The sequence below is a fragment of the Pseudarthrobacter sp. TAF60_1 genome, from assembly GCF_052113505.1.
Classification (GTDB): domain Bacteria; phylum Actinomycetota; class Actinomycetes; order Actinomycetales; family Micrococcaceae; genus Arthrobacter.
This window is the reverse complement of record NZ_JBFRDI010000002.1, coordinates 216,891-241,184: the sequence shown is the minus strand read 5'-3', so window position 1 is coordinate 241,184 and position 24,294 is coordinate 216,891. Positions and strand designations below refer to the sequence as shown.

Genomic DNA, 24,294 nt, shown 5'->3' with positions numbered 1-24,294 from the left:
CCTATAGGACGTCCACGCCGTCGAGCCTGACCTGCACCGGTTCTTCCGTTCGCTTGGCGGCAGCAGCAGCCTTGGTTGACCGCAGTACCCGGGTCACGGCGCCGGCCTGTCCGTAGGGGAAGAACAGCAGGGTGCGGACGTCATCGCCGTGTGTGGCGGCCGCGGGGCCCGCAAGTACCACAGGGGCAGGACCCGCGGTGCGCAGTGCTAAGCCGGATGTCGCCAGCTCGGCCTCCACGGCCGCGGTGAAGTGCACCACGGCGGACCGGGGGCCGGTTACCGACGCAATCCGGACAGCAGGGGGCAGTTGGAGTTGCATGCGGAGTTCCAGCTCGCGCCGGGCGTATCCGGCCGGATCCCACCGCAGCAGGGCACCAACGGCAACGCTTTCCGTCGCGGTGATGACCACCAGGCCGCCGTCGGACGCGGGACGCACCAGCGCGGCGGCATTGAACCAGCGGCGGACGGTGTCCTCCCCGGCGCGGAGGTTTTCCCGGCGCAGCAGTGAGTCGCCGTCGAGCAGGAGCGCCGCTGCGTAGCCGCCGTCGGCGACCGGTTCGGCGCCGATGGTGGCCACCACCAGGGCATGCGCGCCGCCCACTTCAGCCTTGACGTGGCCGCCGGAGGACGTAATGACAGCCTTGCCGGGAAAGGCCCGGCCCAGCTCCTCCGCTGTCCGCAGGACTCCGGTGGCGCCCTTCCGAAGTTTCCGCCCGGAGCAGTGGACACACTGCCAGTCGGGAGCCGGCGTCGAGCACCAGCGGCATTGCGGAATGGCCGAGCTGCCGCTGGCTCCTGCCAGGGCCAAAGGACCCTGGCAGGACTGGCAGCGGGACGGCTCGCGGCACGTTTCGCACACCAGCGACGGCGCATAGCCGGCCCTGGCCACCTGGACCAACACCGGCCCCCGTTCCAGCCCTTCCTTGGCGGCCCGCCACGCCGCACCCGGAAGCCGTGCCACCAGGGCGAGGGGGTCGCGTTCCTGTTCAAAGCTGTCCGCAGTGTTCAGGACGCGGGGAACCGTGCGGCGGACAAACGCCCGCTCCGCTTCGACGGGCATGGCCCAGCCCGCCTCGACGAGCCGCTGCAGTTCTGTACTTCTGGCATGGCCCGCCATCAGGCAGGCTGTGCCGGCCTGGTCCGCACGCAGAAGCAAGACCTCACGGGCATGGGCGTACGGGGCGCGCTGTTCGATGTGGAGGTCGTTGCCGTCATCCCAGCAGGCCACGAGGCCGAGGTCCTGAACGGGCGCGAAGGCTGCGGACCGCGTCCCGATGGCCACCCGCGCGGACCCGGCCAGGAGGCGCAGGAAATTGCGGTAGCGGGGAGTTGGTCCGTCATCGGCGGTCAAGCGGGCGATGTCGGCTGCGGGCAGCACCTCCAGCAACGCCTTCTCCAGCTGGTTCAGATCACGGTAGTCAGGCACCACCACCACTGCCCCGCGGCCGGAGGCACGGACAGCGGCCACAGCCTCGGCAATTAACCGCGGCCACGCAGCCTGGCCATAGCCCTGGAGTGGGCTGAAGACCGCACGCGGGGATCCGCCGTCCTGTAGGTGGCGGACGAAGGCGGGACCGTTGCGGTAGCCCGCCCAGCCGTCCCCTATGGATCCAGGCCCGGCCGCGGAGTCCCCCGACGCGGCATGGGGGTCCGTTCCGGCTGTTTCCGGACCGGACGGAGGTGCGCCGGCTTCCGTTGCAGCATCGGCGAGGAAATCCTTTTCCAGCCGTGCCATCCGCGGCGGGACAGCCACTCGCAGCACGTCGCTGACAGTTCCGGCATACCGGGCAGCGACGGCGGACACGAGGTCGCGCACTGCGGGCGTGAGAACGGCGACCGGGGAGATCACTTTCTGCAGCGGCACCAGGGTATGGCCGGCGTCGGACTCCGCAGTGCGTTCCATGATGAACCCGGTGAGTTCCTGGCCGTTGAAACGAACTTTGACGCGGACCCCTGCCTGGGCGGCCTCATCGAGGTCTACCGGGACACTGTAGTCAAAAGGCCGGTCCAAGTGGGGCAAGGGCGTTTCCACGTGCACCCTGGCCACGGGCAAGTGCCCGGCCAAAGGCGGTCCCGTCGACCTGACGTTGGAAGGAAACCCCTGGAGCAGGGAAGGCTGCACGGCACCGGGGAGGCCAGGCCCGGTGTGGACCGTCTCAGGTGCTGCCATGGCCGCCACCCCCTTTCACAAACCAGCCAACCACGTGCCCCCGACAATTTCAGCCGGGTCAAGTGATTGGCTGGGCGTTGACGGCAGGCTACGCGTTGAAGAAGGCCTTCAGGTCATCCACGCGGTCCAGCCGCTCCCACGTGAAATCAGGATCGTCGCGGCCAAAGTGGCCGTGCGCGGCCGTCTTCGCGTAGATGGGACGCTTCAGGTCCAGGGCATCGATGATGGCGCGCGGGCGGAGGTCGAAGATCTCCGCGATGGCTGCGCTGATCTGCTCCGGGTCCACCGTTTCAGTGCCAAACGTTTCCACGTAGGTGCCCACGGGGCGGGCCTGGCCGATGGCGTAGGCAATCTGGATCTCGGCGCGCTTGGCCAGGCCCGCAGCCACCACGTTCTTCGCCACCCAGCGCATGGCGTACGCCGCGGACCGGTCCACCTTCGACGGGTCCTTGCCCGAGAAGGCACCGCCGCCGTGGCGGGCCATGCCGCCGTAGGTGTCCACGATGATTTTACGTCCGGTCAGACCGGCGTCACCCACGGGTCCACCGATGACGAACTCGCCGGCAGGGTTGAGGATGTTTGCAGCCCGGGAGATGTCCAGGTTGGCGGCGGCCAGCACCGGGGCAATGACGAAGGAGGCGAGATCGGCGCGTAGGCGGTCAAGGCTCGTGCCTTCGGCGTGCTGGCTCGAAATGACCACCGTTTCCACGGAAACCGGCTGGTCTTTGTCGTAGCCCACCGTGACCTGGGTCTTGCCGTCGGGACGAAGGTAGGACAGTTCGCCGGACTTGCGTACTTCAGTGAGCCGTTCGGAGAGGCGGTGCGCCAGCCAGATCGGCGTCGGCATGTAGGACGGGGTTTCGTCGCTCGCGTAGCCGAACATCAGGCCCTGGTCCCCGGCGCCTTGGAGGTCGTAATCGTCCTCCTGGCGGCCTTCGCGGGCTTCCAGCGAGTTGAAGACGCCCCCGGCAATGTCATTGGACTGCTGGCCAATGGACACTGAAACGCCGCAACGGGCGCCGTCGAAACCGTTGGCCGAGGAGTCGTAGCCGATGCCCAGGATGGTCTCCCGGACGATCTGCGGGATTTCCACGTAGGCGTCGGTGGTGACCTCACCGGCAACGTGGACCAGGCCAGTGGTGGCCATGGTTTCCACGGCAACGCGTGATTCAGGATCGACGGCGAGCAGCGCGTCCAGGATGGCGTCACTGATCTGGTCGCAGATTTTGTCCGGGTGGCCTTCGGTGACGGACTCGGACGTGAAGAGCCGGAGTGCGGAGGGCGTGGCCCCGTGGGTGTGGGGAATGTGCAGCGGTAAAGTCACTCAACTACCTTACTGGTTGGGAATCGGACGTCCTGCCGCGTGTGTCCCCGTGCTAAGGGAGACGTTGTTCGGCTGTGGGTCAGGCGCGGGGTGAAACGTGGCTCAGCTCCTGGCCGACCCGCGTGATCACGGCGGCCGAAACCTCAGTTTTGGAGCCGGCAGCCAGTTGTGGTTCGGCGCCGGAACGGGCCAGGATGACTACCGAGTTGGTGTCCTGCCCAAAAACCTTGTCCGTTCCCACGTGGTTGACCACCAGGAGGTCGCAGCCCTTGCGCTTGAGCTTCGCCTCGGCGTAGGCCAGAACATCTCCCTGGCCATCTCCTGTTTCCGCGGCGAAGCCGACGATCAGTTGGTGGCGCCGGGCAGCCTCGGTGTCAGGAGCCCTGCGGGCCTCTACCAATTCGAGCAGAATGTCCGGGTTGCGGACCAGGGTGATGACCGGGTCCGCCGTGTCATCGCGTTTTTTGATCTTTGTGCCGGAGATCTCAGCGGGACGGAAGTCCGCCACTGCCGCGGCCATAATGACGACGTCGGAATCGGCTGCCGCTGCCAGCGCGGCTTCCCGCAGCTGCAGCGCAGTTTCTACTGTGACCACTTCAACGCCGGCCGGGGCCGGGACGTCCATGTGGGCGGCAATCAGCCGGACAGTGGCGCCCGCATTGCGTGCCGCAACGGCCAGCGCGACGCCCTGTTTTCCGGAGGACCGGTTTCCCAGGAACCTGACGGGATCCAAGGGTTCCCTGGTGCCGCCGGCGCTGATGGTCACCGTCCGCCCGGCCAGCGGAAGCTGGTAATCGGACGGGCCCTGGGCAAGGGCCATGGCGGCGGCGAAGATCGCCTCCGGCTCCGGCAGCCGGCCCGGACCGGAGTCGGCGCCGGTGAGCCGCCCACTGGCCGGTTCGAGTACGGCAACGCCCCTGCTGCGCAGTGTCTCGACGTTGGCGCGAGTGGCTGCGTGCTGCCACATCTCCGTATGCATGGCCGGCGCGAAGAGGACGGGCCCGCGGGCCATCAACAGCGTGTTGGTGAGGAGGTCGCTGGCTAGTCCCGTGGCCGCGCGGGCCAGCAGGTCGGCAGTCGCCGGTGCCACCACGATCAGGTCCGCCTCATGGCCCAGCCGGACGTGGTTGACCTGTTGGACGTCATCAAAGACGCTGTTGCTAACCGGGTTGCCGGACAGGGCCTCCCAAGTGGCAACACCCACAAAGCGGGTGGCCGCCTCGGTGGGAATCACCGTGACGTTGTGGCCGGCTTCAGTAAAAAGCCGGAGGAGCGATGCGACCTTGTAGGCCGCAATCCCTCCCCCGACTCCGAGGACTATGCGCACGTGACCTCCGTCAACAGCCGTCTGTTGTTACTCTGCAGCTTCGATCGGCGTGGAAACGAGCTTGCCTTCGTTGATCTCGCGCAGGGCGATGGACAGCGACTTCTCGTTCAGCTTGGTGTCGACGAGCGGGCCGACGTATTCGAACAGGCCCTCATGCAGCTGGGCGTAGTAAGCGTTGATCTGACGTGCACGCTTGGCACCGAAGATCACCAGGCCGTACTTGGAATCAGCTACCTTCAGCAGATCGTCGATCGGCGGGTTGATGATGCCTTCAAGGTTCGTGGACACGAATTCTCCAAATTCTAACGGGCTGGCTGATACCGGCTACTGATGCGGGTGCGGGGTCAGCCCCATGAGTGAAACAAGCTCGTCCGCTGCCCGGCGAATGTCATCATTAATGACAGTGTGGTCAAACTCCGGTTCAGCGGCAAGTTCCAGTTTAGCGGTTTCCAAGCGTCGCTGCTGCTCCTGGGCACTTTCTGTGCCGCGGCCCACCAACCGGCGAACCATTTCGTCCCAGGTGGGCGGTGCCAGGAAGACGAACTGGGCGTCCGGCACGGCCTCCTTCACCTGGCGGGCGCCCTGCAGGTCAATCTCCAGGAGCACGGACCTTCCGTCTGCGATGGCCTGGTTCACGGTGCTTTTGAGCGTGCCATACGTGTTCTGACCGTGCACAACGGCCCACTCCAGCAGCTCGCCGGCTGCCACGAGCGCTTCGAACTCATCCTTGGTCTTAAAGAAGTAGTGCACGCCGTCCTGCTCACCGGGGCGCGGAGCGCGGGTGGTGGCCGAAACGGAAAGCCAGACTTCGGGGTAGTTATCCCGGATGTAAGTGGACACGGTGCCTTTGCCAACAGCCGTCGGACCTGCGAGGACTGTCAGTCCCGGTTTCTTGCTCACGTATTCCTTTGCGGCGGTGTATGGATCGACGAAGAGTGGTTCGCCCTATTTCTCGTCTATAAAATCTACCAGCGCCTGGCGCTGGTGGATGCCCAGGCCGCGGACCCGCCGGGAAGCCGCGATGCCCAACTGTTCCATGATGGCCGCTGCCCTGACTTTGCCGATGCCGGGCAGGGCCTCCAGCAGCTCGGCCACCCGCATCCGCGCCAGGGCATCGTCTCCGGCCGCCGAACTGATGATGTCTGCCGCCGACGTCTCGCCGTTCTTGAGCCGTTCCTTAACCGCGGCACGGGCTGCCCGGGCGGCGGCGGCCTTCTGCAGGGCATCAGCGCGTTCTGACGCGGATAAGGGTCGCAGGCTCATGGAGGACACCCCCGGGAATTTTCAGATGCATCCATGGCGGCCGCCATTGGACTTGTCCTGAAACTACCCTTTGGTGCCCCTTGAATCAATGGACGCCGGTATTATCCGGTACGGCGAAGGGGTGAAACCGCCAAACCCCAGGTCAACTTTCCCGAAGTCCGTCCAGCGTTCGCTGGGCCGCATCCTGCAGCCCCTGGACACCGGGGCCGGCAGCGAGGATGTCCCGGCTCGATGTTCCGAGCACTTGCGGGTACGCTGCGCCGAACGTCCGGCGAAGATCGGCCGGGGTTGCGCCCTGCGCGCCCAGCCCCGGGGCAAGGATGGGGCCGTGGACGGCCTCAAGGTCCAGCTGAAGGTCAATCAGTGCTGAGCCCACTGTGGCGCCGACTACCAGTCCGACTGAGCCCAGGGGTCCTTCATAACGGCCGTTCTCCGCTGCGGCTGCTTCGGTGATCCTGCGCGCTACCGAATCGCTGCCGCCAACGTGCTGGACAGAGGCGCCCTCCGGGTTGGAGGTCAGGGCGAGGACGAAGACGCCCCGTCCGTATTCAGCCGCCAGGTCCAGTGCCGGCCGGAGAGACTCAAACCCGAGGTAAGGGCTCAGTGTCACCGAATCAGCGGCCAGCGCTGAGCCGTCCCGGAGCCACGCGTCAGCGTAGGCGGCCATGGTGGAGCCGATGTCGCCCCGTTTGGCATCCGCGATAGTGAGCACCTGGCCTTGGGCCGAGGCCAGTACTTCCTCCAGCACCGCCATGCCGGCCGAGCCGTGGCGTTCGTAAAGCGCCACTTGCGGCTTCACCGCGGCAGCGAACGAACCTACTGCCTCCAGGACGGTCAGCGAAAACCGCCTCAGTCCGGCGGCGTCGTCGGCCAGTCCCCAGCTCTTCAGCAGTGCGGGGTGCGGGTCAATACCGACACACAGCGGGCCGCGGGCAGCCATGGCCGCCCCCAGCCGGGAGCCGAAGGACTCCCGGCCGGGGGCGCCCGAAGGTGCGGAGCCGGACTCAGGCATGCTGCGCAACCAGCGCGGCAGCGGCCTGGGACGCCACCAGTGCGGCGGCGTGCTCCTGCAGGCTGGTCACCGACCACTCGTAGGTGCGCATCGCCTCGATGGCCTGCACCGCGGCGTTGATTTCGGCCACCGTGGTGATGCAGGGAATGCCGATGGATGTTGCGGCGGCACGCAGGGCATAACCGTCGCTGCGGGCTTCCCCGCCGGAGGGCGTGTTGAACACCATGTCGATCTCGCCGGCAATGACCAGGTCCGCGATGGTGCCTTCGCCTTCGGCGCTGCTGCCCTCGGCCACCTTGCGCACGGTGCTGGCCTGGATGCCGTTGCGGCGCAGGACATCGGCGGTGCCGCCGGTGGACACAATTTCGAAGCCAAGATCAGACAGGCGCTTGATCGCCATGATGACGGCACGCTTGTCGCGGTTGGCCACGGACACGAAGATTTTGCCTTCGGTGGGCAGGGCGTTGTTCGCGGCTGCCTGGCTCTTGGCGAAGGCGGTGTCGAAGTGCTTGTCAATGCCCATGACTTCGCCGGTGGAACGCATTTCCGGCCCGAGCAGGGAGTCCACCACCTTGCCTTCAGGCGTGCGGAAGCGGCTGAACGGCAGCACTGCTTCCTTGACTGAAACCGGTGCGTCGAGCGGCAGAGTGGAACCGTCGCCGGTCTCAGGCAGCATCTTGTAGGCGCCGCGCAGCTGGTTGATGGTGACTCCGGTGCCGATCAGGGCCGCGGCCTTTGCCATCTGCACGCCGGTGGCCTTGGAGACGAACGGCACGGTCCGGGAAGCACGCGGGTTCGCTTCCAGGACGTAGAGCACGTCCGAAGCCAGCGCGAACTGGATGTTGATCAGGCCACGGACGCCCACGCCCTCGGCGATGGCCCGGGTTGCGGTGCGGACGCGCTCGAGCACGTTGTTGCCCAGGGTGATCGGGGGCAGCACGCAGGCGGAGTCACCGGAGTGGATGCCGGCCTCCTCGATGTGCTCCATGATGCCGCCCAGGTACATGTCCGTGCCGTCGAAGAGGGCGTCGACGTCGATTTCAACGGCGTCTTCGAGGAACCGGTCGATCAGTACCGGGTGGTCCGGGGTGATTTCGGTGGCATTGGCGATGTAGCGGGAGAGGTTGGGCTCGTCATAGACGATTTCCATGCCGCGGCCGCCCAGAACGTAGGACGGGCGGACCAGGACCGGGTAGCCGATTTCGTCAGCGATCTTCTTGGCGTCCTCGAAGGACACGGCGGTGCCGTTCTTCGGGGCGATCAGCCCGGCGTTATCGAGGACGCGGGAGAATTCGCCGCGGTGCTCGGCGAGGTCGATCGCTTCCGGCGAGGTGCCCAGGATGGGCACGCCGGCGTCGGCCAACTGCTGCGCCAGCTTGAGCGGGGTCTGGCCGCCCAGCTGCACAAACACTCCCATGACGCCCCCGGTGCGCTCTTCAGCGGCAATGACCTCCAGGACGTCTTCGAGGGTCAGCGGCTCGAAGTACAGGCGCGTGGAGATGTCGTAGTCGGTGGAGACCGTCTCCGGGTTGCAGTTGACCATCACGGTCTCGTAGCCGGCCTTCCGCAGCGCCATGGAGGCGTGCACGCAGGAGTAATCGAACTCGATGCCCTGGCCGATGCGGTTGGGCCCGGAGCCGAGGATCAGGATTGACGGCTTGGCGTGCAGCGCAATCTCGTCCTCCTCGTCGTAGGACGAGTAGTGGTACGGGGTGTAGGCGGCAAACTCGGCGGCGCAAGTGTCCACGGTCTTGTAGACGGGGCGGATGCCGAGGGCCTGGCGGACACCGCGGACCACAGCCTCGGAGTTGTGCGTCAGGGTACCGATCTGCTCGTCCGAGAAGCCATGGCGCTTGGCGCGCCGGAGCATGTCCACAGTCAGTGAACCGGCAGTGCGGATCTCGCGGGAGATTTCGTTGAGCAGCTGGAGCTGGTCAAGGTACCAGGGATCAATCTTGGTGGCCTCGAAGAGCTGTTCGACGGTGGCGCCGCCAAGCAGGGCACGCTGGACCTGGTGCAGGCGCTCGGTGGTGGGCCGCTTGGCCTTTTCGATGAGCTCCGGGACTTCCCATTCCGGGACGGAGCTGAAGTCCAGCTGCGAGCCCTTCTGCTCCAGGGAGCGGAGAGCTTTCTGCAGGGCTTCGGTGAAGTTGCGGCCCATGGCCATCGCTTCGCCGACCGACTTCATGGTGGTGGTCAGGGTGTCGTCCGCCGCCGGGAACTTCTCGAAAGCGAACCGCGGGACCTTCACCACCACGTAGTCCAGGGTGGGTTCGAAGGACGCGGGGGTCTTCTGCGTGATGTCGTTCGGGATCTCGTCCAGGGTGTAGCCGAGGGAGAGCTTCGTGGCGATCTTGGCAATCGCAAACCCCGTGGCCTTTGAGGCGAGTGCCGAGGAGCGGGAAACGCGCGGGTTCATTTCGATGACCACCACACGGCCGGTGTCCGGCTCGACGGCGAACTGGATGTTGCAGCCGCCGGTGTCCACGCCTACTTCACGGATGACGGCGATGGAGATGTCGCGCAGCCGCTGGTATTCGCGGTCGGTGAGGGTGAGCGCGGGTGCCACGGTGATGGAGTCGCCGGTGTGGACGCCGACGGGGTCGAAGTTCTCGATGGAGCAGACGACCACGACGTTGTCGTTCTTGTCGCGCATCATCTCAAGCTCGTACTCCTTCCAGCCGAGGATGCTCTCTTCAAGCAGCACCTCGCTGGTGGGGCTGTACTGCAGGCCCTGGCCGACGATCCGGCGGAGGTCGCCCTCGTCGTAGGCCAGGCCGGAGCCGAGCCCGCCCATGGTGAAGGAGGGCCGGACCACCATCGGGTAGCCGAGGTCTTCGGCTGCTTTGAGGGCCTCGTCAATGGTGTGGATGATGTGGCTGCGGGCCGATTCCGCACCGCAACGTTCCACGACGCCCTTGAACTTCTCCCGGTCCTCGCCGAGCTCAATGGCCGCGATGTTGGCGCCGATAAGCTCCACGTTGTACTTCTCCAGCACACCGTTCTTGTCCAAGGCGATGGCGGTATTCAGGGCGGTCTGGCCGCCGAGGGTGGGCAGAATGGCGTCGGGACGCTCCTTGGCGATGATCTTCTCCACCACCTCCGGGGTGATGGGCTCGACGTAGGTGGCGTCGGCGAACTCGGGGTCCGTCATGATGGTGGCCGGGTTGGAGTTCACCAGGATGACCCGGAGGCCCTCCTCTTTGAGGACACGCAGTGCCTGGGTGCCGGAGTAGTCGAATTCCGCGGCCTGGCCGATGACGATCGGGCCGGAACCAATGACGAGGACGCTCTTGAGATCTGTACGTTTCGGCATTACTTCTTGTCCTCAGTCTTGGAATCGGTGGTGTTCTTTGCGCCATTTTTCGTTTCCGCCATCAGGTCGATGAAACGGTCGAACAGGTAGGCGGCGTCGTGCGGGCCGGCGGCAGCTTCCGGGTGGTACTGGACCGAGAAAGCAGGGATGTCCAGGCACGCGAGGCCCTCCACGACGTTGTCGTTAAGGCTGATGTGGCTTACTTCAACGCGGCCGTACCGCTCCTCAGGGGCCTGGGTGGCGCCGTCGAGCGGGGCGTCCACGGCGAAGCCGTGGTTCTGGGACGTGATCTCCACCTTGCCTGTGCGGCGGTCCATCACGGGCTGGTTGATGCCGCGGTGGCCGTAGCGGAGCTTGTAGGTACCGAAGCCGAGCGCACGGCCCAGGATCTGGTTCCCGAAGCAGATGCCGAAGTACGGCAGTTTCTCGTCCAGGACGGAGCGCAGCAGCTTGACCTGGGCGTCGGCGGTGGCGGGGTCGCCGGGGCCGTTGGACATAAAGAAACCGTCCGGATGGATGGCCTTGACGTCTTCAAGGGTGGCGGTGGCGGGCAGCACATGCACCCGGACGCCACGTTCGGCGAAGCGGACCGGGGTCATGGCCTTGATGCCAAGGTCGATCGCCGCGATGCTGAAGCGGGCGTCGCCGTCCCAGCCGTGGTCCTTGGGGTCCACCACGTACGCCTTGTCAACGCTGACTTCCTCAGCCAGCCGGGCGCCTTCCATCGGGGCGCTGGCCAGGACGGCGTCGACGAGTTCCTTGTCCGAGGCTTTGGCGGCGTCGCCTGAAAAGATTCCGGCGCGCATGGTCTTGTGTTCGCGCAGGTGCCGGGTGATGGCGCGGGTGTCCACGCCCTGGATTCCCACGATCCCCTGGTCAACGAGCTCCTCGTCCAGGGAGCGCTCGGAACGCCAGTTGGAAGGGCGGCGGGCGGCGTCGCGGACAATGTAGCCGGCCACCCAGATGCGGCGTGACTCGGCGTCGTCGCTGTTTACGCCGGTGTTCCCGATGTGCGGCGCGGTCTGCACCACGAGCTGGCGGGCGTAGGAGGGGTCCGTGATGGTTTCCTGGTAGCCCGTCATGCCGGTGGCAAATACTGCTTCGCCCAGGGCGGTGCCCTGCGCGCCGTAGCTGGTGCCGCGGAACATGCGGCCGTCTTCGAGGACGAATACGGCGGGTGTGGGAATCACGGTGGAAGTGGCGGCCGGTGCCGCTGCCTGCTGGGTGTCTGTTTCTGTCACTGTCTTACTTTCCACTCTGGGGATCCTGGGAATGTTCTTGGGGGGCTGCGGCGATCAATTGCTGAAGGGAGTCATAGAGGGCATCCTTGTCGGCGGCCCTGCGGGTCCGGAAGCCGGTGTCCAGGGAATGGGTCCCGAGGTCCCACGTCAGGACCAGGAGGCCGTCCTTTTCCACGAACTTACCGGCCATTCCGCTCTCCTGCCGGACTGCGGTCAGGCTTCCGGCCGGGATGTAGACGGCCGGGGAGCCGGAGCGGTCCAGGAGGACACCGTGGGGGTAAACACTGAGGACCGCATTAGTCCGGATGCCGAGGCTGTGGACCGCGATCCGGTCAAGCCAGTCACCGGCGGTGGTGGAGGCTACGTACTGGCCGTCCGCTTCGGCGGTTGGCGCCCCGGGTTCCGCGGGCACCGGAGGTAGGGGGTCGACGTCGGCCTGCCGCCTGAGGCGGTTCCGCCAGCCGATCCCCATCAGGACCAGTACGACGGCGATAATCGCCACCGTGCTGACAAGCGAGAGTGTCTGGGTGTCCATCAGGCGGCGCCTGCCGCAGCCGCCGCCGATTCCCGGTACGGGGTGTTGAGCTTGCCGTCGAGGACGGTGGGGTGGCCTTTGTAGAAGGTGGCCACCACCTTGCCCGGCAGCTCCAGGCCGGCAAACGGGGAGTTGCGGCCCATGGTTGCCATCGTGGCGGGATCAACGGTCCAGCGGGCAGCAGGGTCCACCAGGATGACGTTGGCGGGCTCGCCGGTTTCCAAGGGGCGGCCCTGGTCTGCGACCCGGCCGATTTTGGCGGCCGCGGTGGACGTCACGCGGGCGAAGTCGGCCCAGGTCATGAGACCGGTCTCGATCATGGTGTGCTGGACCACGGACAGCGCCGTTTCCAGTCCGGTCATGCCCATCGCCGCCTGCGCCCACTCGCATTCCTTGTGCTCGCTGGGGTGCGGGGCGTGGTCGGTGCCCACCACGTCGATGGTGCCGTCGGCCAGGCCGGCCCGCAGGGCCTGCACATCGGCGTCCGTGCGCAGCGGCGGGTTGACCTTGTAGACGGGGTTGTAGCTGCGGACCAGGTCATCGGTCAGCAGGAGGTGGTGCGGGGTGACCTCGGCCGTGACGTTGATGCCGCGTTCCTTCGCCCAGCGGATGATCTCCACCGAACCGGCGGTGGAGACGTGGCACACGTGCAGGCGCGAGTCCACATGCTGTGCCAGCAGCACATCGCGCGCGATGATGCTTTCTTCGGCGACTGCGGGCCATCCTGTGAGTCCCAGGACTGCGGAGACGGCGCCCTCGTTCATCTGGGCCCCGGCGGTGAGGCGGGGTTCCTGCGCATGCTGGGCCACCACGCCGTCGAACGCTTTGACGTACTCCAGGGCGCGGCGCATCAGCACAGGATCGTGGACGCAGATTCCGTCGTCGGAGAACATCCGCACCTGGGCGCGGGAATCAGCCATGGCGCCCAGCTCGGCGAGCTGCTCCCCCGCCAGCCCAACGGTCACGGCGCCCACAGGGCGGACGTCCACCCAGCCGGCTGCGCGGCCCAGGCTGTGCACCTGCTCCACCACACCGGCGGTGTCCGCCACCGGGTTGCTGTTGGCCATGGCGTGGACGGCGGTGTAGCCGCCCAGCGCGGCGGCACGGGTACCGGTCTCCACGGTTTCGGCGTCTTCGCGGCCGGGTTCGCGGAGGTGGGTGTGCACATCCACCATGCCGGGCAGCGCCACCAGGCCGGCCGCCTCAATGACGGTGGCTTCAGCGGCGAACTGGTGGCTGGCCGCGCCGGCGCCCCGGGCGGCAATGACGCCGTCACGGATGAGCAAGTCCTCGGCGTCGCCGCCCAGGATGGCCGCACCGCGGATCAGGTACGTTCCGTTGTTGTCTGCCATTAGTTGCTCTCCTCTGTGGAACGTGCTGCGTTGGTGCGGGCAGTGCTGTTGGAGGCTCCGCCCACTGTGGCTGGTTCGCGGGTGTCCCCGGAGAGCAGCAGGTATAGCGCGGCCATGCGGACCGAGACGCCGTTGCGCACCTGTGCAAGCACGGTGGAGCGCGGCGAATCGGCGGCGGCTGCGGAAATTTCCAGGCCCCGGTTCATGGGGCCCGGGTGCATGATGATGGTGTCTTTCAGCCCGAGGGTGTCCAGTGCCCGGAGCCGGTTGTCGTCGAAGCCCCACCGGCGCGAGTATTCGCGGGTGGACGGGAAGAAGGACGCGTTCATCCGCTCGCCCTGCACCCGCAGCATCATCACGGCGTCCACTCCCTTCTCGAGGGTCTTGTCCATGTTGTAGCTGACCTTGCAGGGCCAGTGCTCGACGCCGATGGGCAGCAGGGTGGGCGGCGCCACAAGGGTCACCTTGGCGCCCAGGGTTCGGAGCAGCCAGACGTTGGAGCGTGCGACGCGGGAATGCAGGACGTCGCCGGCGATGGCGACGCGCATGCCCTTGAGGTCGGCGCCGATGGACTTTTGGCCCGACAGCTTAGTCCAGTGCCGGCGCATGGTGAAGGCGTCAAGGAGGGCCTGCGTGGGGTGCTCGTGCGTACCGTCGCCGGCATTGATCACTGCGGCGTCGATCCAGTCGGTAGCCGCCAGCCGGTGCGGTGCGCCCGAGGCCCAATGGCGGATCACGACGGCGTCGGCACCCATCGCTGCCAGCGTCTGGGCCGTGTCCTTGAGGGATTCGCCTTTGGAGACCGAGGAGCCCTTCGCGGCGAAGTTGATGACGTCCGCGGACAACCTTTTGGCCGCAGCTTCGAAGGAGATCCGCGTGCGGGTGGAATCCTCGAAGAAAAGGTTCACTACCGTGCGGCCGCGGAGGGCCGGAAGCTTTTTGACCTCGCGGTCCCCCACTGCCGCCATCTCTTCGGCGGTATCCAGGATACGGATGGCATTGGTGAGGCTGAGGTCTTCAGTGGAGAGGAGGTGTTTCACAAGCCGCCCTCGATGACCACTTCGTTGACCTTGACGCCGTCGGCAGCAGTGTCTGTTTCCTCGAGCCGGACGCGGACTTTCTCGACGGACGATGTGGGAAGGTTCTTACCTACATGGTCGGCCCGGATGGGAAGTTCGCGGTGGCCGCGGTCGATCAGCACGGCGAGCCTGACGATCCGGGGGCGGCCGAGGTCGATGATGGCGTCAAGGGCCGCCCGGATGGTCCGGCCGGAATACAGGACGTCATCAATGAGCACCACAACCTTGTTGTCGATCCCCGTGCGCGGGAGTTGGGTGGGGTACGGAGGCCTGGTGGGCTGGTGTGACAGGTCGTCACGGAACATGGTCACATCCAACTGACCAACAATTTCCGCGGCGTCAACGGTGGGGTCCGCTGCTGCGATCTTCTGGGCCAGCCGCAGTGCCAGCGGATAACCGCGGCGCGGAATTCCCAGCAGGACCAGGTCCTGGGAGCCTTTGTTGGCCTCGAGGATTTCATGGGCGATACGAGTGAGTGCACGGTCAATGTCGGCCTGGTTGAGAACAACCCGGGCTGGAACCGGTGCGCTTGCGACAGAAGTCAACGCTCGTCTCCCCTTTCCCCGCCTCACGGGACGGAATTAAAAAAGGATCATGTGCGGTTCAAAATTACCACATCGGCGCCGGGCATTAGGCTTTCTCATATGTCCACCAACCCATATCAGCGAGGTCCCGGCCAGGCCGGCGGGCCCGCCGGCCCCCAGGACCCCTTCCCCGGTCAGGCGAACCCGAGCTGGATGGGACGGATCGAGCCGGAGTACTATCGGCCGGCGCCTGGCACCTATGCTGCTCCCCTTCCCGTCCTCGGCCCTCCGGAGCCCGCCCCTGACGGCCGAGGCATGCGATCCGCGGGCCTGCTGGCCCTTACTGTAGGCGGCGCAGCCCTTGCCTTCCTGAGCCTTCTGCTGGTGGTGCCCTTCCTGGTTGCGAGCACCGGCGTGGGCGGGTTCATCGTGGGCTTTGTGGTCTCGCTGATTCCGCTGTCCGCTGTCCTCCTGACAGTGCACGCCATCGACCGGTGGGAACCGGAGCCCAAACGGCTCCTCTTCTTTGCGTTCACCTGGGGCGCAGCAGTGTCCGTTGCCGTTACGCTCCTGATCCAGCCGTTCTTCGCCCTGACATTCCAATTCAGTGACGCCGCTGACCTGCGGACCTACATGGCTACCGTCCAGGCCCCGGTGGTGGAGGAATTCGCGAAGTCTTTGGGCCTGCTGCTGCTCCTGCTCCTTGCCCGGAAACACTTTGACGGCCCGGTGGACGGCGTGGTGTTCGCGTTCACCATCGCCGGCGGCTTCGCGTTCACCGAGAACATCCTGTACTTCGGCCGGGCCATTGCCGAGTCCGCCAGCCCTGCTACCGGCCTTGCCCAGATCTTCCTGCTCCGCGGCGTGATGTCGCCGTTCGCGCACGCCATCTTCACCGGGACTACAGGCCTCATCATGGGTTTCGCCGCCAGGCGCTGGCACGCCGGAGCGTCCGTGCTTGCCTTTTTCATCGGCCTGATCCCGGCCATGCTGCTCCATAACCGGTGGAACAGCATGGGGGCGGGATTCCTGGCCGAGTACGTCTTCATTCAGGTGCCGATCTTCGTGCTGGCGGTGGTGGGGATCATCCTGCTGCGCGTGGCAGAAAACAGGCTCACGCGCCAGCGGCTCATGGAGTACTCCGCTGCCGGTTGGTTCAGTCCGGCGGAGGTGGAACTCCTGGGAACACCCCGCGGGAGGCGAACGGCATTGCATTGGGCGGCCGGCTATCATCGACGGCCGCAGATGAAAGCATTCCTCCGCGCCGCCACCCAACTGGCCTTCATTCGCCAGCGAATCCTCAGCGGCCGGGACGTTCAGCTGCACCAGGCGGAGGAGAAGCAGCAGCTGCAGCGGATCCTGTCGCTGCGCGCCGCCGTCGCGGGCTGAAACGGGGCACACCAACGCAGAAGGGACCGGCAGCCACCAAGCGGTGGTTACCGGTCCCTTCTCAGGTGTGATGCCTTCGGCGTCAGGCGAGCAGCGAGGGCTTCAGCTGCTGCAGGCGTCCCAGGAGTCCGTTGATGAACGACGGCGACTCATCCGTTGAGAGCGTCTTCGCCAGGGCCACAGCCTCGCTGACGGCGACGCCGTCGGGGACGTCATCGTTGTAGAGCAGTTCCCAGGTGCCGATCCGCAGGATGACACGGTCCACCGAAGGCATGCGCTCCAATGTCCAGCCCTGGGAATAGGTCTCCAGGAATTCGTCGATGGCGGTCTGCTGTGAGATAACGCCCTCTACGATTTCGAGGGTGTACGGGTTGATGATCTGATCGGTCATTTCCCGCCGTGCCCGCAGCACGTCGAAAGCCGAAACCGAGCGTTGCTCAGCTTCAAAAAGTACATCCAGGGCCCGGTTCCGGGCTTTACCGCGGGCGCTCACTACTCGCTGACCCGGCCGAGGTAGCTTCCGTCGCGAGTGTCAACCTTGACCTTGGTGTTGTTCTCGACGAACAGTGGGACCTGAATTTCGTAGCCCGTTTCCAGGGTGGCAGGCTTGGTGCCGGCAGAAGAGCGGTCGCCCTGCAGGCCGGGTTCGGTGTAGGTGATCTCCAGCACAACGCTGGGCGGGAGTTCGATGTACAGCGGGTTGCCTTCGTGGATGGCGATGTTGACCATCTGGTTCTCCAGCATGAAGTTGGTGGCGTCGCCAACCGTTGCACCGGAGACGGTGATCTGGTCGTAGTCGGAGGTGTCCATAAACACGAAATCCGCACCGTCCTGGTACAGATACTGGTAATCGCGGCGGTCAACCGTGGCAGTCTCGATCTTGAGGCCGGCGTTGAACGTCTTATCCACAACCTTGCCGGACATCACGTTCCGCATCTTGGTCCGTACAAAGGCGCCACCCTTGCCGGGCTTGACGTGCTGGAATTCGATGATGTTCCAGAGCTGGCCCTCGAGCTTCAGGACCGTGCCGTTCTTGATGTCGTTAGTGGTTGCCACTGGTTTCCTTTGGTGTCGTCAGTCTGGTGAGTTGTCAGACGTTCTATTCCGGCCAGCCAGGCCAAGTGGCCCGCCAGCGCGTGTTTGTCAAAAATCCAAGAACTATTCTACCGGTAAATCCGGGGCACTTTGCGTCCGGTGACAGTTCGGGCCTGTCAGCAGGCGAGGTCCATGACCTCGCGGGCGCGCTGGAGAGCCACTGTGGACGAGTAGATCTGGGCGGCGTCGGCAGACTGGGCTACCCTAAGGTCCAGGGCCCGGGCGAAGGCCTCCACCGCTGCGGCAATGTGGCCCGCCGCGTACTGCGCCTTGCCGATGTAGTGCAGGGTGACAGCTTCGTAGTCGGTGCCCTGGACTTCCGAGAGCAGCTGTTTGAACAGCTCCACGGCGCGGTCGGCGCGGTGTGAAACCCGCAGTACTTCGGCCTCAAAAGCCCTCAGCCGAAAGGATTCCGGGTCCTTGAACCGTGCTTCCGCCAGCAGTTCGGCGGCCTCGGCGGCGTGCCCTTCCACGAGGAGGACAAAGATGTTGTCTGCGGGGTCGGCGGACAAAGCGAGGGCAGCACGGCAGGCGTCCTCGTTCACAATCTCGGGCAGCAGGGAGAGCGGATTGATCCGGACGCCCGGAAACCCTGCCTCCGGCCAGTCGCTGGTGCCTGCCAGGTCGCCCTGCATCAGGAGGCTATTTCCTGGTAGGCGGCAAAAAGCAGCGACGTGTCCGGGACATCCAGGATGCCCGGCTTGGCAATGCCGTCGAGGACCACAAAACGGAGTAGGTCCCCGCGCGACTTCTTGTCACGGCGCATGCCGTCAAGCAAACCCTGCCAGCGGTCCTTCCGGTACGTGACCGGGAGCCCCAGGGTTTCGAGGATGCTGCGGTGGCGGTCGGCGTCGGCGTCGCTGAGGCGGCCCACGCTGCGGGCAAGCTCGGCTGCGAACATCATGCCTACCGACACGGCCGCACCGTGCCGCCAGGAGTAACGCTCCACCAGTTCAATGGCGTGGCCCAGGGTGTGGCCGTAATTCAGGATTTCGCGCAGCCCGGATTCCTTCAGGTCCTCCGAAACCACTTTCGCTTTCACAGCGATGGCACGTTCGATGAGCTCGCGGAGGGTGTCCGAGCCGGGATCGGTGGCCGCTGCGGCGTCCTTTTCCACGAGTTCCAGGATGGCCGGATCTGCAATGAAGCCGCACTTGATGACCTCCGCCATTCCGGAAATGATCTCGTTGCGGGGCAGGGTTTTCAGGGTGTCCAGGTCCACCAGCACGCCGGCCGGTGGGTGGAAGGATCCCACCAGGTTCTTCCCTTCGGCCGTGTTGATGCCGGTCTTGCCACCCACGGAGGCGTCCACCATGCCCAGCAGGCTGGTGGGCATGTGAATGACCTTGACCCCGCGGAGCCAGGTGGCCGCCACGAATCCTGCGAGGTCCGTGACGGCGCCGCCACCCACTGCCACGATGGCGTCAGACCGGGTGAAGTCGTTCTGGCCCAGTACCTGCCAGCAGAAAGCCGCGACCTGGATGTGCTTGCCCTCTTCGGCGTCCGGGATTTCAGCGGTCAGGGAGGTGAAGCCGGCAGCCGCGAGTTCGTCACGGACGGTGTCACCGGTGAGGCGCAAGGCCCGGGGATGGATCACCAGTACCCGCCGCACCCGCTCGCCCAGCAGGGCAGGAAGGTCACCCAGCAGGCCACGGCCCACTACGACGTCGTAATTCTGCCCCGCGGATTCGCCGGTGACTTTGATGACTGTTGAATCGAGGCTCACTTTTCAACTTCCTGTTTGGCGGCCGCGTACTCACGCAGCGCAACTTCAAGCCGGTGCCCCAGTTCGTTGATTGAACCGTGGCGGACGTCCAGGACCAGGTCGGCCAGCCGTTCATAGACGGGTTTCCTGGTGGCAAAGAGGGTAGCCCAGCGGGCCATGGCATCACCGGCCAGCAGCGGCCGTACCGAGTTCCGGGCAATCCTGGATGCCACGGTTCCTTCATCGCATTCGAGGTACACCACGGTGCAGCGGGCCAAGACTTGTTGGGTTCCGGAGTCCAGTACGGCGCCGCCACCCAGCGAAATTACCGTTGGGGTGTTGTCGGCTTGTTCCACGGCGCTGGCCACGGTCCGGGCCTCGATCTCCCGGAACGCATGCTCGCCACGGCTGGCAAAGATTGATGCGATGCTGCCATGGGCGTCGACGATCAGCACGTCCGTGTCAATGAATGTCACGTCGAGTCGCTTGGCCAACTCCTGGCCGATGGCGGACTTGCCCACCGCCATGGGCCCGATGAGAACGATGGGCCGGTTACCTGGCACCACGCCCTTGTTGCCGCGTGGCACTAGTGGCCGATCGAGTCCAGGGATGCCGGAATACTGTCCAGGTAACCCTTGATGTTGCGTGCAGTCTCCGCCACGGAGTCACCGCCAAACTTTTCGGTGACGGCTTCCGCCAGGACGAGGGCCACCATCGCCTCCGCGACGACGCCGGCGGCCGGCACGGCACAGACGTCCGAGCGCTGGTGGTGGGCCTTGGCAGGCTCCCCCGTGCTGACGTCCACGGTCCGCAACGCGCGCGGCACGGTAGCGATCGGCTTCATGGCGGCGCGGACACGCAGGACGTCTCCGATGCTCATGCCGCCTTCGATCCCGCCGGCGCGGTTGCTGGTGCGCACAATCCTGCCGTCGGAATCCTTAACAATCTCGTCGTGGGCAGCTGAGCCGCGGCGTGCGGCCGTCAGGAACCCGTCGCCAACCTCCACGCCCTTGATGGCCTGGATCCCCATGAGGGCTGCGGCGAGCCGTGAGTCGAGCCTGCGGTCCCAGTGGACGTAGCTTCCCAGGCCCGGGGGCAGGCCGTAGGCGAGGACTTCCACCACGCCGCCCAGGGTTTCGCCTTCTTTGTGTGCGGCGTCCACCTCGGCCACCATGGCGTCGGAGGTTTCGCGGTCGAAGCACCGCAGCGGATCTGCGTCCAGGGCGATGACGTCGGCCGGAACAGGCAACGGCCGCCCTTCGGGCACGGTCACGCTGGCGATGGAGACGGTGTGGCTGACCAGTTCAATCCCGAGCTGTTTCAGGAACTGCGAGGCCACGGTGCCCATGGCTACCCTGGTCGCAGTTTCGCGCGCGCTGGCGCGCTCCAGAACCGGACGTGCTTCGTCAAAGCCGTACTTCTGCATGCCGGTGAAATCTGCGTGGCCCGGGCGGGGCCGGGTCAGCGGTGCATTACGTGCCTGGTCGGCGAGAACTTCGGGGTCCACGGGGTCCGCTGCCATAATCTGTTCCCATTTGGGCCACTCGGTGTTGGCCACCTGGATGGCCACCGGACCGCCCTGCGTGAGGCCATGGCGGACGCCGCCCAGAATAGTGACCACGTCCTGCTCGAACTTCATCCGGGCGCCCCGGCCGTAGCCGAGGCGACGGCGTGCCAGTGAATCGGCGATCTGCCCGCTCGTGACTTCAACACCGGCAGGGACGCCTTCAATAATTCCCATCAGAGCCGGACCATGGGATTCACCGGCTGTCAACCAACGCAACATAATTTCCATCCTGCCACGTATGGCTGTCAGAACGCCCGTCGGGGAAGGCCGACTGAGTCGCACATCACATCTATGACCGCTCCGTTAACCTCGTCACCGAGCCCGGTAAACAGCCGCACCTGCTCCACCGCTTGATACAGCAGCATTTCCAGGCCCGGGACCACGGCACCGCCGCCTGCCTGCCACACCGTGGCAATCCGGCTGGGCCAGGGATCGTAGGCCACGTCAAGCAGGACGCCCGGAGTCCCGCATCCCAATGCGGCTATTTCGGCAGCAAGGGAGTCGGCCGCACGCGGCGGCAGGGTCGAAATTACGACGTCGGCACTTGCCGTGGGCGTGGCTGCTTCGGTCATCGGCCGGACGTCGATGGCCAGGCCAACGCCGGCGGCGGCGGCCAGCGCGTCAGTGGCCCGCGAGGGATCGCGCACAAACAGCTGCGCGTGCGCAGTGCCCAAATCCTTCAATGCGGCTACGGCCGCTGCCGCCGTTCCGCCTCCGCCCAGGACTACAGCGGAAGGACTCGTTACTACTCCGGCGTTGCGAACCGCGTTGACTATGCCCGCAACGTCCGTGTTGTAACCAATGCGCCTGACAGCCCCGTCGGATTCTTCAAAAGCGACGGTGTTGACCACACCCAGTGTGCGGGCCACACCGCGGACTTCGTCCACTTCCGCGACCATGGCCGCCTTCAGCGGCATAGTCACCGACAGGCCACGCCACCCTTCCTGATTCCGCACCCGCTGCATAAATACGGGCAGTGCCTGCTCGGTCAGATCCACTGCCGTGTACGCAATGTCGAGCCCCAGCTTGCTGTAGGCCGCCGAGTGCAATGCCGGTGACTTGGAGTGGCTGATCGGGTGGCCCAGCACTGCCGCCCGATGACTCACGTGCAGCGGCCGGTATTTGCCCGGCACCAGGCGTTGTACTGCTCCACGTAGCCATTGTGTTCCGCAAGTGTCTTGGAGAACTTGGTTTCCTTGGTGTCCAGGTTGATGGTCACCCAGTACAGGTAGTCATTGGTCTTTGGCTTCGCGGCAGCATCGATTGCGGTCTTGCCGGGCGAGCCAATAGGGCCAGGCGGCAGTCCCGGGTTGGCGTAGGTGTTGTATGCGTTCGACTTATCCTTGCGCTGCTCCTCGGTGAAGTTGAAGCTCCTGGTGCTCAGACCGTACGTGACGGCCGAGTCCACCTGCAGGAAACCGCCTGTCTGGTCATTGGGCTTGAGCCGGTTGTAGATGGCGCCGGCGACGTCGCCGTACTCGGCCTGACCGCCCTCAGCCTGGACGATGCTGGCGACAATGATTGCCTCGTACTGCTTCGCGGGATCGGTGATGCCCTGCGCCACGAGCTCGTCGGTGGTCGTCTTGACCAGGGCCTGGAGGATGTCCTTCGCCGGGGTTCCCAGCGGGAACCGGTACTCACCAGGGTGCAGGTAGCCTTCAAGGTTCTTGGCGTTGGCCGGCAGGCCAAACTGCTGCGGGGAGTCGCTGAACTGCTTCAGCTGCTGCATTTTGAGGCCCGATCCTTCGGAAATCGCCTGTAGTGATTCGTCGATCCGCAGGCCTGCGCTCAGGGCGAAGTAGATGACCTTGGTTTTGTCGTGGCCCAGCAGCACGTTGACGGCGTCGGAGTTCTTCATCTCGGACTTAAAGGTGAAGTCCCCAGGTGAGAGCGTTCCGCCGGAAGCCGTAAATGCCTGGAGGAACGTGTCCGCGTTGGCGACCACCTTGCCGGATTCCAGTTTGGTAGCTACCGACCGCATCCCCTCGCCAGCCTGGACCGATACATGGACTTCGCCGCTGCCCGGACCGGGGTAGTCGCTCGCCCTATCGCTTCCCAACAGGGGTTTCAGGAACTGCGCGCCCACGGCAATGGCTGCCACAAACACCACAAGTGTCAGGAACAGGGCCAGGAGGCGGCGCCTGCGCCGCACCTTCTTCGAAGGCTTCGTCACAACGGAACTTCCCGCTGCCCCGGCTAACAGGCTGGCTTCAGCATGGTCTTGTGGGTGGGCGCCGTGGGGATCGTCGACGTAGTGCCCATGGTGGTCCAACTCTTCGAAGTGGTGACCCTCGTAGTGCTGGTCGTCGTAATGGTGGACTTCGTCGGGGTGGGCGTACCCCGTGGGGTGTCCCTCGTAGTGCTCGGCACCCTGGGCGTCCACGGCCGGGCCATGACCGGCGTGATAGTCCGGCACGGTGGCCGGCACCTGGTGCTGCACCTGGGTGGCAGCGTCTTCCTGGATGGAGGGCTGGGTCTCCGGCTGCGTGGGGACTGCCGGTTGGTGCTCCTGGACAGGCGCGACTGGCTCTACAACGGGTTCGGCCGCCGCATCGGGCTCGCGGTCCGGGGCCGGTGGTACAACCCATGGTGCAGCGGGCTCCGGCGCGGGAGCCTCGAAAGCTTCAGGCTCATGTGCCGGCAACGGCACGTCCTGGCCGGTTTGGTAGGCCTGTTCCGGAACCGCATTGGCGTCTTCGGTGTGCTTCTCCAATGCGCGGAGCTCTTTTCGGGTCAGCGGCCTGGCGCCATCATGATTGGTGGCGCCTGAGGCGTCATCGTTATTGGACGGGCTCACTGTAGCCTTCCGTGTTCTGAGATCGTGACTTGCCTTCGGATTCGCGGGTGCCAGCCGTGGCTGACCCGCCTGGTCCGGAGGGCTGCAGACGTGCCGGCGCGCTCACGCGGCTCCCGACGTCCGCTCCCCTGGCTTTTTGCATGTCGATGGCGTGCTGGAGAATGCCTGCCGCCGCAACCTGATCAACTACTTTACGGTGGTTGCGGCTGCTCATGCCAGCTTCGTGCAGGTTGCGGTGGGCCGTGACGCTGCTGAGCCGCTCGTCAACGAGGTTGACGGGCACGTCCAGGCCACGGCCGGCCAGCTCCGCCACGAGCAGCTCCGCGTAGTCTGCGGCCATCCGGGCGGAGGCGTGTTCCTCCCCCTTCATGGTGCGCGGCAGTCCCACGAAGACCTGGACGGCGCCGAGTTCCTGCACAAGCGAGGCGATCACCCGCACGTCGGAGTTCTTCTTGGCATTTCTGTCCAGGGTTTTGTACGGGGTGGCCAGGATGGCATCCCGGTCGCAGATGGCCACTCCCACTCGGACGGTGCCCACGTCTACCCCCAGTTTGATGCCCTGGGGGTAGTCGGCGGCTGCAACAGGTTCAGTCACGGG

The 24,294-nt window shown here is 65.6% G+C and carries 23 protein-coding genes; 1 reads left to right on the top strand and 22 read right to left on the bottom strand.

What is annotated here, in order from left to right; all coding sequences use genetic code 11:
* Position 1: 1 nt before the first annotated feature.
* The 13 genes from AB4Y73_RS03380 to pyrR form a co-directional block, all read right to left on the bottom strand.
* Positions 2–2,170: a primosomal protein N' gene (locus AB4Y73_RS03380; RefSeq protein WP_441868442.1), complete on the bottom strand. Its 2,169-nt coding sequence runs from the start codon at positions 2,168–2,170 to the stop codon at positions 2–4.
* 88 nt (positions 2,171–2,258) lie between these two features.
* Complete coding sequence (gene metK / locus AB4Y73_RS03375) at positions 2,259–3,494, bottom strand: methionine adenosyltransferase (RefSeq protein ID WP_441868439.1); 1,236 nt, start codon at positions 3,492–3,494, stop codon at positions 2,259–2,261.
* A 79-nt stretch (positions 3,495–3,573) separates the two neighbouring features.
* Positions 3,574–4,821: a bifunctional phosphopantothenoylcysteine decarboxylase/phosphopantothenate--cysteine ligase CoaBC gene (gene coaBC / locus AB4Y73_RS03370; RefSeq protein ID WP_441868436.1), complete on the bottom strand. Its 1,248-nt coding sequence runs from the start codon at positions 4,819–4,821 to the stop codon at positions 3,574–3,576.
* 27 nt (positions 4,822–4,848) lie between these two features.
* Complete coding sequence (rpoZ, locus tag AB4Y73_RS03365; RefSeq protein ID WP_026264487.1) at positions 4,849–5,109, bottom strand: DNA-directed RNA polymerase subunit omega; 261 nt, start codon at positions 5,107–5,109, stop codon at positions 4,849–4,851.
* A gap of 36 nt (positions 5,110–5,145) precedes the next feature.
* Positions 5,146–5,721: a guanylate kinase gene (gene gmk, locus AB4Y73_RS03360; protein WP_441868433.1), complete on the bottom strand. Its 576-nt coding sequence runs from the start codon at positions 5,719–5,721 to the stop codon at positions 5,146–5,148.
* 45 nt (positions 5,722–5,766) lie between these two features.
* Complete coding sequence (gene mihF, locus AB4Y73_RS03355; protein ID WP_441868430.1) at positions 5,767–6,084, bottom strand: integration host factor, actinobacterial type; 318 nt, start codon at positions 6,082–6,084, stop codon at positions 5,767–5,769.
* A 142-nt stretch (positions 6,085–6,226) separates the two neighbouring features.
* Positions 6,227–7,096 carry an orotidine-5'-phosphate decarboxylase gene (pyrF, locus tag AB4Y73_RS03350; RefSeq protein ID WP_441868427.1) on the bottom strand — a complete coding sequence of 290 codons (870 nt, stop codon included), beginning with the start codon at positions 7,094–7,096 and terminating at the stop codon, positions 6,227–6,229.
* Positions 7,089–10,412, bottom strand: coding sequence for a carbamoyl-phosphate synthase large subunit (gene carB / locus AB4Y73_RS03345; protein WP_441868424.1), 3,324 nt, complete (start codon positions 10,410–10,412; stop codon positions 7,089–7,091). Before carB ends, pyrF begins: the two co-directional genes overlap by 8 nt.
* The gene (gene carA, locus AB4Y73_RS03340; protein WP_441868607.1) at positions 10,412–11,677 is read right to left on the bottom strand and encodes a glutamine-hydrolyzing carbamoyl-phosphate synthase small subunit; all 1,266 of its coding nucleotides are present in this window, start codon (positions 11,675–11,677) and stop codon (positions 10,412–10,414) included. The genes carB and carA overlap by 1 nt, the downstream gene beginning before the upstream one ends.
* Positions 11,658–12,188, bottom strand: a complete 531-nt coding sequence (locus AB4Y73_RS03335; RefSeq protein ID WP_441868421.1) for a PH-like domain-containing protein — start codon at positions 12,186–12,188, stop codon at positions 11,658–11,660. Before AB4Y73_RS03335 ends, carA begins: the two co-directional genes overlap by 20 nt.
* Positions 12,188–13,540 (bottom strand): dihydroorotase, encoded by a 1,353-nt coding sequence (locus tag AB4Y73_RS03330; RefSeq protein ID WP_441868418.1) that lies wholly within the window; start codon positions 13,538–13,540, stop codon positions 12,188–12,190. The genes AB4Y73_RS03335 and AB4Y73_RS03330 overlap by 1 nt, the downstream gene beginning before the upstream one ends.
* On the bottom strand, positions 13,540–14,580 hold the full coding sequence (locus AB4Y73_RS03325) for an aspartate carbamoyltransferase catalytic subunit (protein WP_441868415.1): 1,041 nt from the start codon (positions 14,578–14,580) through the stop codon (positions 13,540–13,542). The genes AB4Y73_RS03330 and AB4Y73_RS03325 overlap by 1 nt, the downstream gene beginning before the upstream one ends.
* The gene (pyrR, locus tag AB4Y73_RS03320) at positions 14,577–15,164 is read right to left on the bottom strand and encodes a bifunctional pyr operon transcriptional regulator/uracil phosphoribosyltransferase PyrR (protein ID WP_441868412.1); all 588 of its coding nucleotides are present in this window, start codon (positions 15,162–15,164) and stop codon (positions 14,577–14,579) included. The genes AB4Y73_RS03325 and pyrR overlap by 4 nt, the downstream gene beginning before the upstream one ends.
* A 99-nt stretch (positions 15,165–15,263) precedes the next feature.
* On the opposite strand from pyrR, the gene AB4Y73_RS03315 reads away from it, so the two are divergent.
* Positions 15,264–16,532 carry a PrsW family intramembrane metalloprotease gene (locus tag AB4Y73_RS03315; RefSeq protein ID WP_441868409.1) on the top strand — a complete coding sequence of 423 codons (1,269 nt, stop codon included), beginning with the start codon at positions 15,264–15,266 and terminating at the stop codon, positions 16,530–16,532.
* A gap of 82 nt (positions 16,533–16,614) precedes the next feature.
* Here the strand turns inward: AB4Y73_RS03315 and nusB are convergent, their stop codons facing one another.
* The 9 genes from nusB to ruvX all read right to left on the bottom strand — a co-directional run bounded on the left by nusB (position 16,615) and on the right by ruvX (position 24,291).
* Complete coding sequence (gene nusB / locus AB4Y73_RS03310) at positions 16,615–17,025, bottom strand: transcription antitermination factor NusB (protein ID WP_441868406.1); 411 nt, start codon at positions 17,023–17,025, stop codon at positions 16,615–16,617.
* Positions 17,025–17,588 carry an elongation factor P gene (gene efp, locus AB4Y73_RS03305; protein WP_056079419.1) on the bottom strand — a complete coding sequence of 188 codons (564 nt, stop codon included), beginning with the start codon at positions 17,586–17,588 and terminating at the stop codon, positions 17,025–17,027. The genes nusB and efp overlap by 1 nt, the downstream gene beginning before the upstream one ends.
* Positions 17,589–17,743: 155 nt before the next feature.
* A complete protein-coding gene (locus tag AB4Y73_RS03300; RefSeq protein ID WP_441868402.1) occupies positions 17,744–18,262 on the bottom strand; it encodes a tetratricopeptide repeat protein in 519 nt (172 codons plus the stop codon).
* Complete coding sequence (aroB, locus tag AB4Y73_RS03295; RefSeq protein ID WP_441868400.1) at positions 18,262–19,353, bottom strand: 3-dehydroquinate synthase; 1,092 nt, start codon at positions 19,351–19,353, stop codon at positions 18,262–18,264. The genes AB4Y73_RS03300 and aroB overlap by 1 nt, the downstream gene beginning before the upstream one ends.
* Positions 19,350–19,919: a shikimate kinase gene (locus AB4Y73_RS03290; RefSeq protein ID WP_441868397.1), complete on the bottom strand. Its 570-nt coding sequence runs from the start codon at positions 19,917–19,919 to the stop codon at positions 19,350–19,352. The genes aroB and AB4Y73_RS03290 overlap by 4 nt, the downstream gene beginning before the upstream one ends.
* Positions 19,919–21,118 carry a chorismate synthase gene (gene aroC, locus AB4Y73_RS03285; RefSeq protein ID WP_441868394.1) on the bottom strand — a complete coding sequence of 400 codons (1,200 nt, stop codon included), beginning with the start codon at positions 21,116–21,118 and terminating at the stop codon, positions 19,919–19,921. Before aroC ends, AB4Y73_RS03290 begins: the two co-directional genes overlap by 1 nt.
* 26 nt (positions 21,119–21,144) lie before the next feature.
* The gene (locus AB4Y73_RS03280; protein ID WP_441868391.1) at positions 21,145–22,005 is read right to left on the bottom strand and encodes a shikimate dehydrogenase; all 861 of its coding nucleotides are present in this window, start codon (positions 22,003–22,005) and stop codon (positions 21,145–21,147) included.
* Positions 22,002–23,696, bottom strand: a complete 1,695-nt coding sequence (gene mltG, locus AB4Y73_RS03275) for an endolytic transglycosylase MltG (RefSeq protein ID WP_441868388.1) — start codon at positions 23,694–23,696, stop codon at positions 22,002–22,004. Before mltG ends, AB4Y73_RS03280 begins: the two co-directional genes overlap by 4 nt.
* The gene (gene ruvX / locus AB4Y73_RS03270; protein WP_441868385.1) at positions 23,680–24,291 is read right to left on the bottom strand and encodes a Holliday junction resolvase RuvX; all 612 of its coding nucleotides are present in this window, start codon (positions 24,289–24,291) and stop codon (positions 23,680–23,682) included. The genes mltG and ruvX overlap by 17 nt, the downstream gene beginning before the upstream one ends.
* Between the last annotated feature and the right edge of the window lie 3 nt (positions 24,292–24,294).

Coding starts and splice junctions, on each gene's coding strand:
- AB4Y73_RS03380 (WP_441868442.1), bottom strand. CDS start 2,170: ATGGCAGCACCTGAGACGGTCCACACCGGGCCTGGCCTCCCCGGTGCC.
- mihF (WP_441868430.1), bottom strand. CDS start 6,084: ATGAGCCTGCGACCCTTATCCGCGTCAGAACGCGCTGATGCCCTGCAG.
- pyrF (WP_441868427.1), bottom strand. CDS start 7,096: ATGCCTGAGTCCGGCTCCGCACCTTCGGGCGCCCCCGGCCGGGAGTCC.
- carB (WP_441868424.1), bottom strand. CDS start 10,412: ATGCCGAAACGTACAGATCTCAAGAGCGTCCTCGTCATTGGTTCCGGC.
- AB4Y73_RS03335 (WP_441868421.1), bottom strand. CDS start 12,188: ATGGACACCCAGACACTCTCGCTTGTCAGCACGGTGGCGATTATCGCC.
- AB4Y73_RS03330 (WP_441868418.1), bottom strand. CDS start 13,540: ATGGCAGACAACAACGGAACGTACCTGATCCGCGGTGCGGCCATCCTG.
- AB4Y73_RS03315 (WP_441868409.1), top strand. CDS start 15,264: ATGTCCACCAACCCATATCAGCGAGGTCCCGGCCAGGCCGGCGGGCCC.
- AB4Y73_RS03300 (WP_441868402.1), bottom strand. CDS start 18,262: ATGCAGGGCGACCTGGCAGGCACCAGCGACTGGCCGGAGGCAGGGTTT.
- aroC (WP_441868394.1), bottom strand. CDS start 21,118: ATGTTGCGTTGGTTGACAGCCGGTGAATCCCATGGTCCGGCTCTGATG.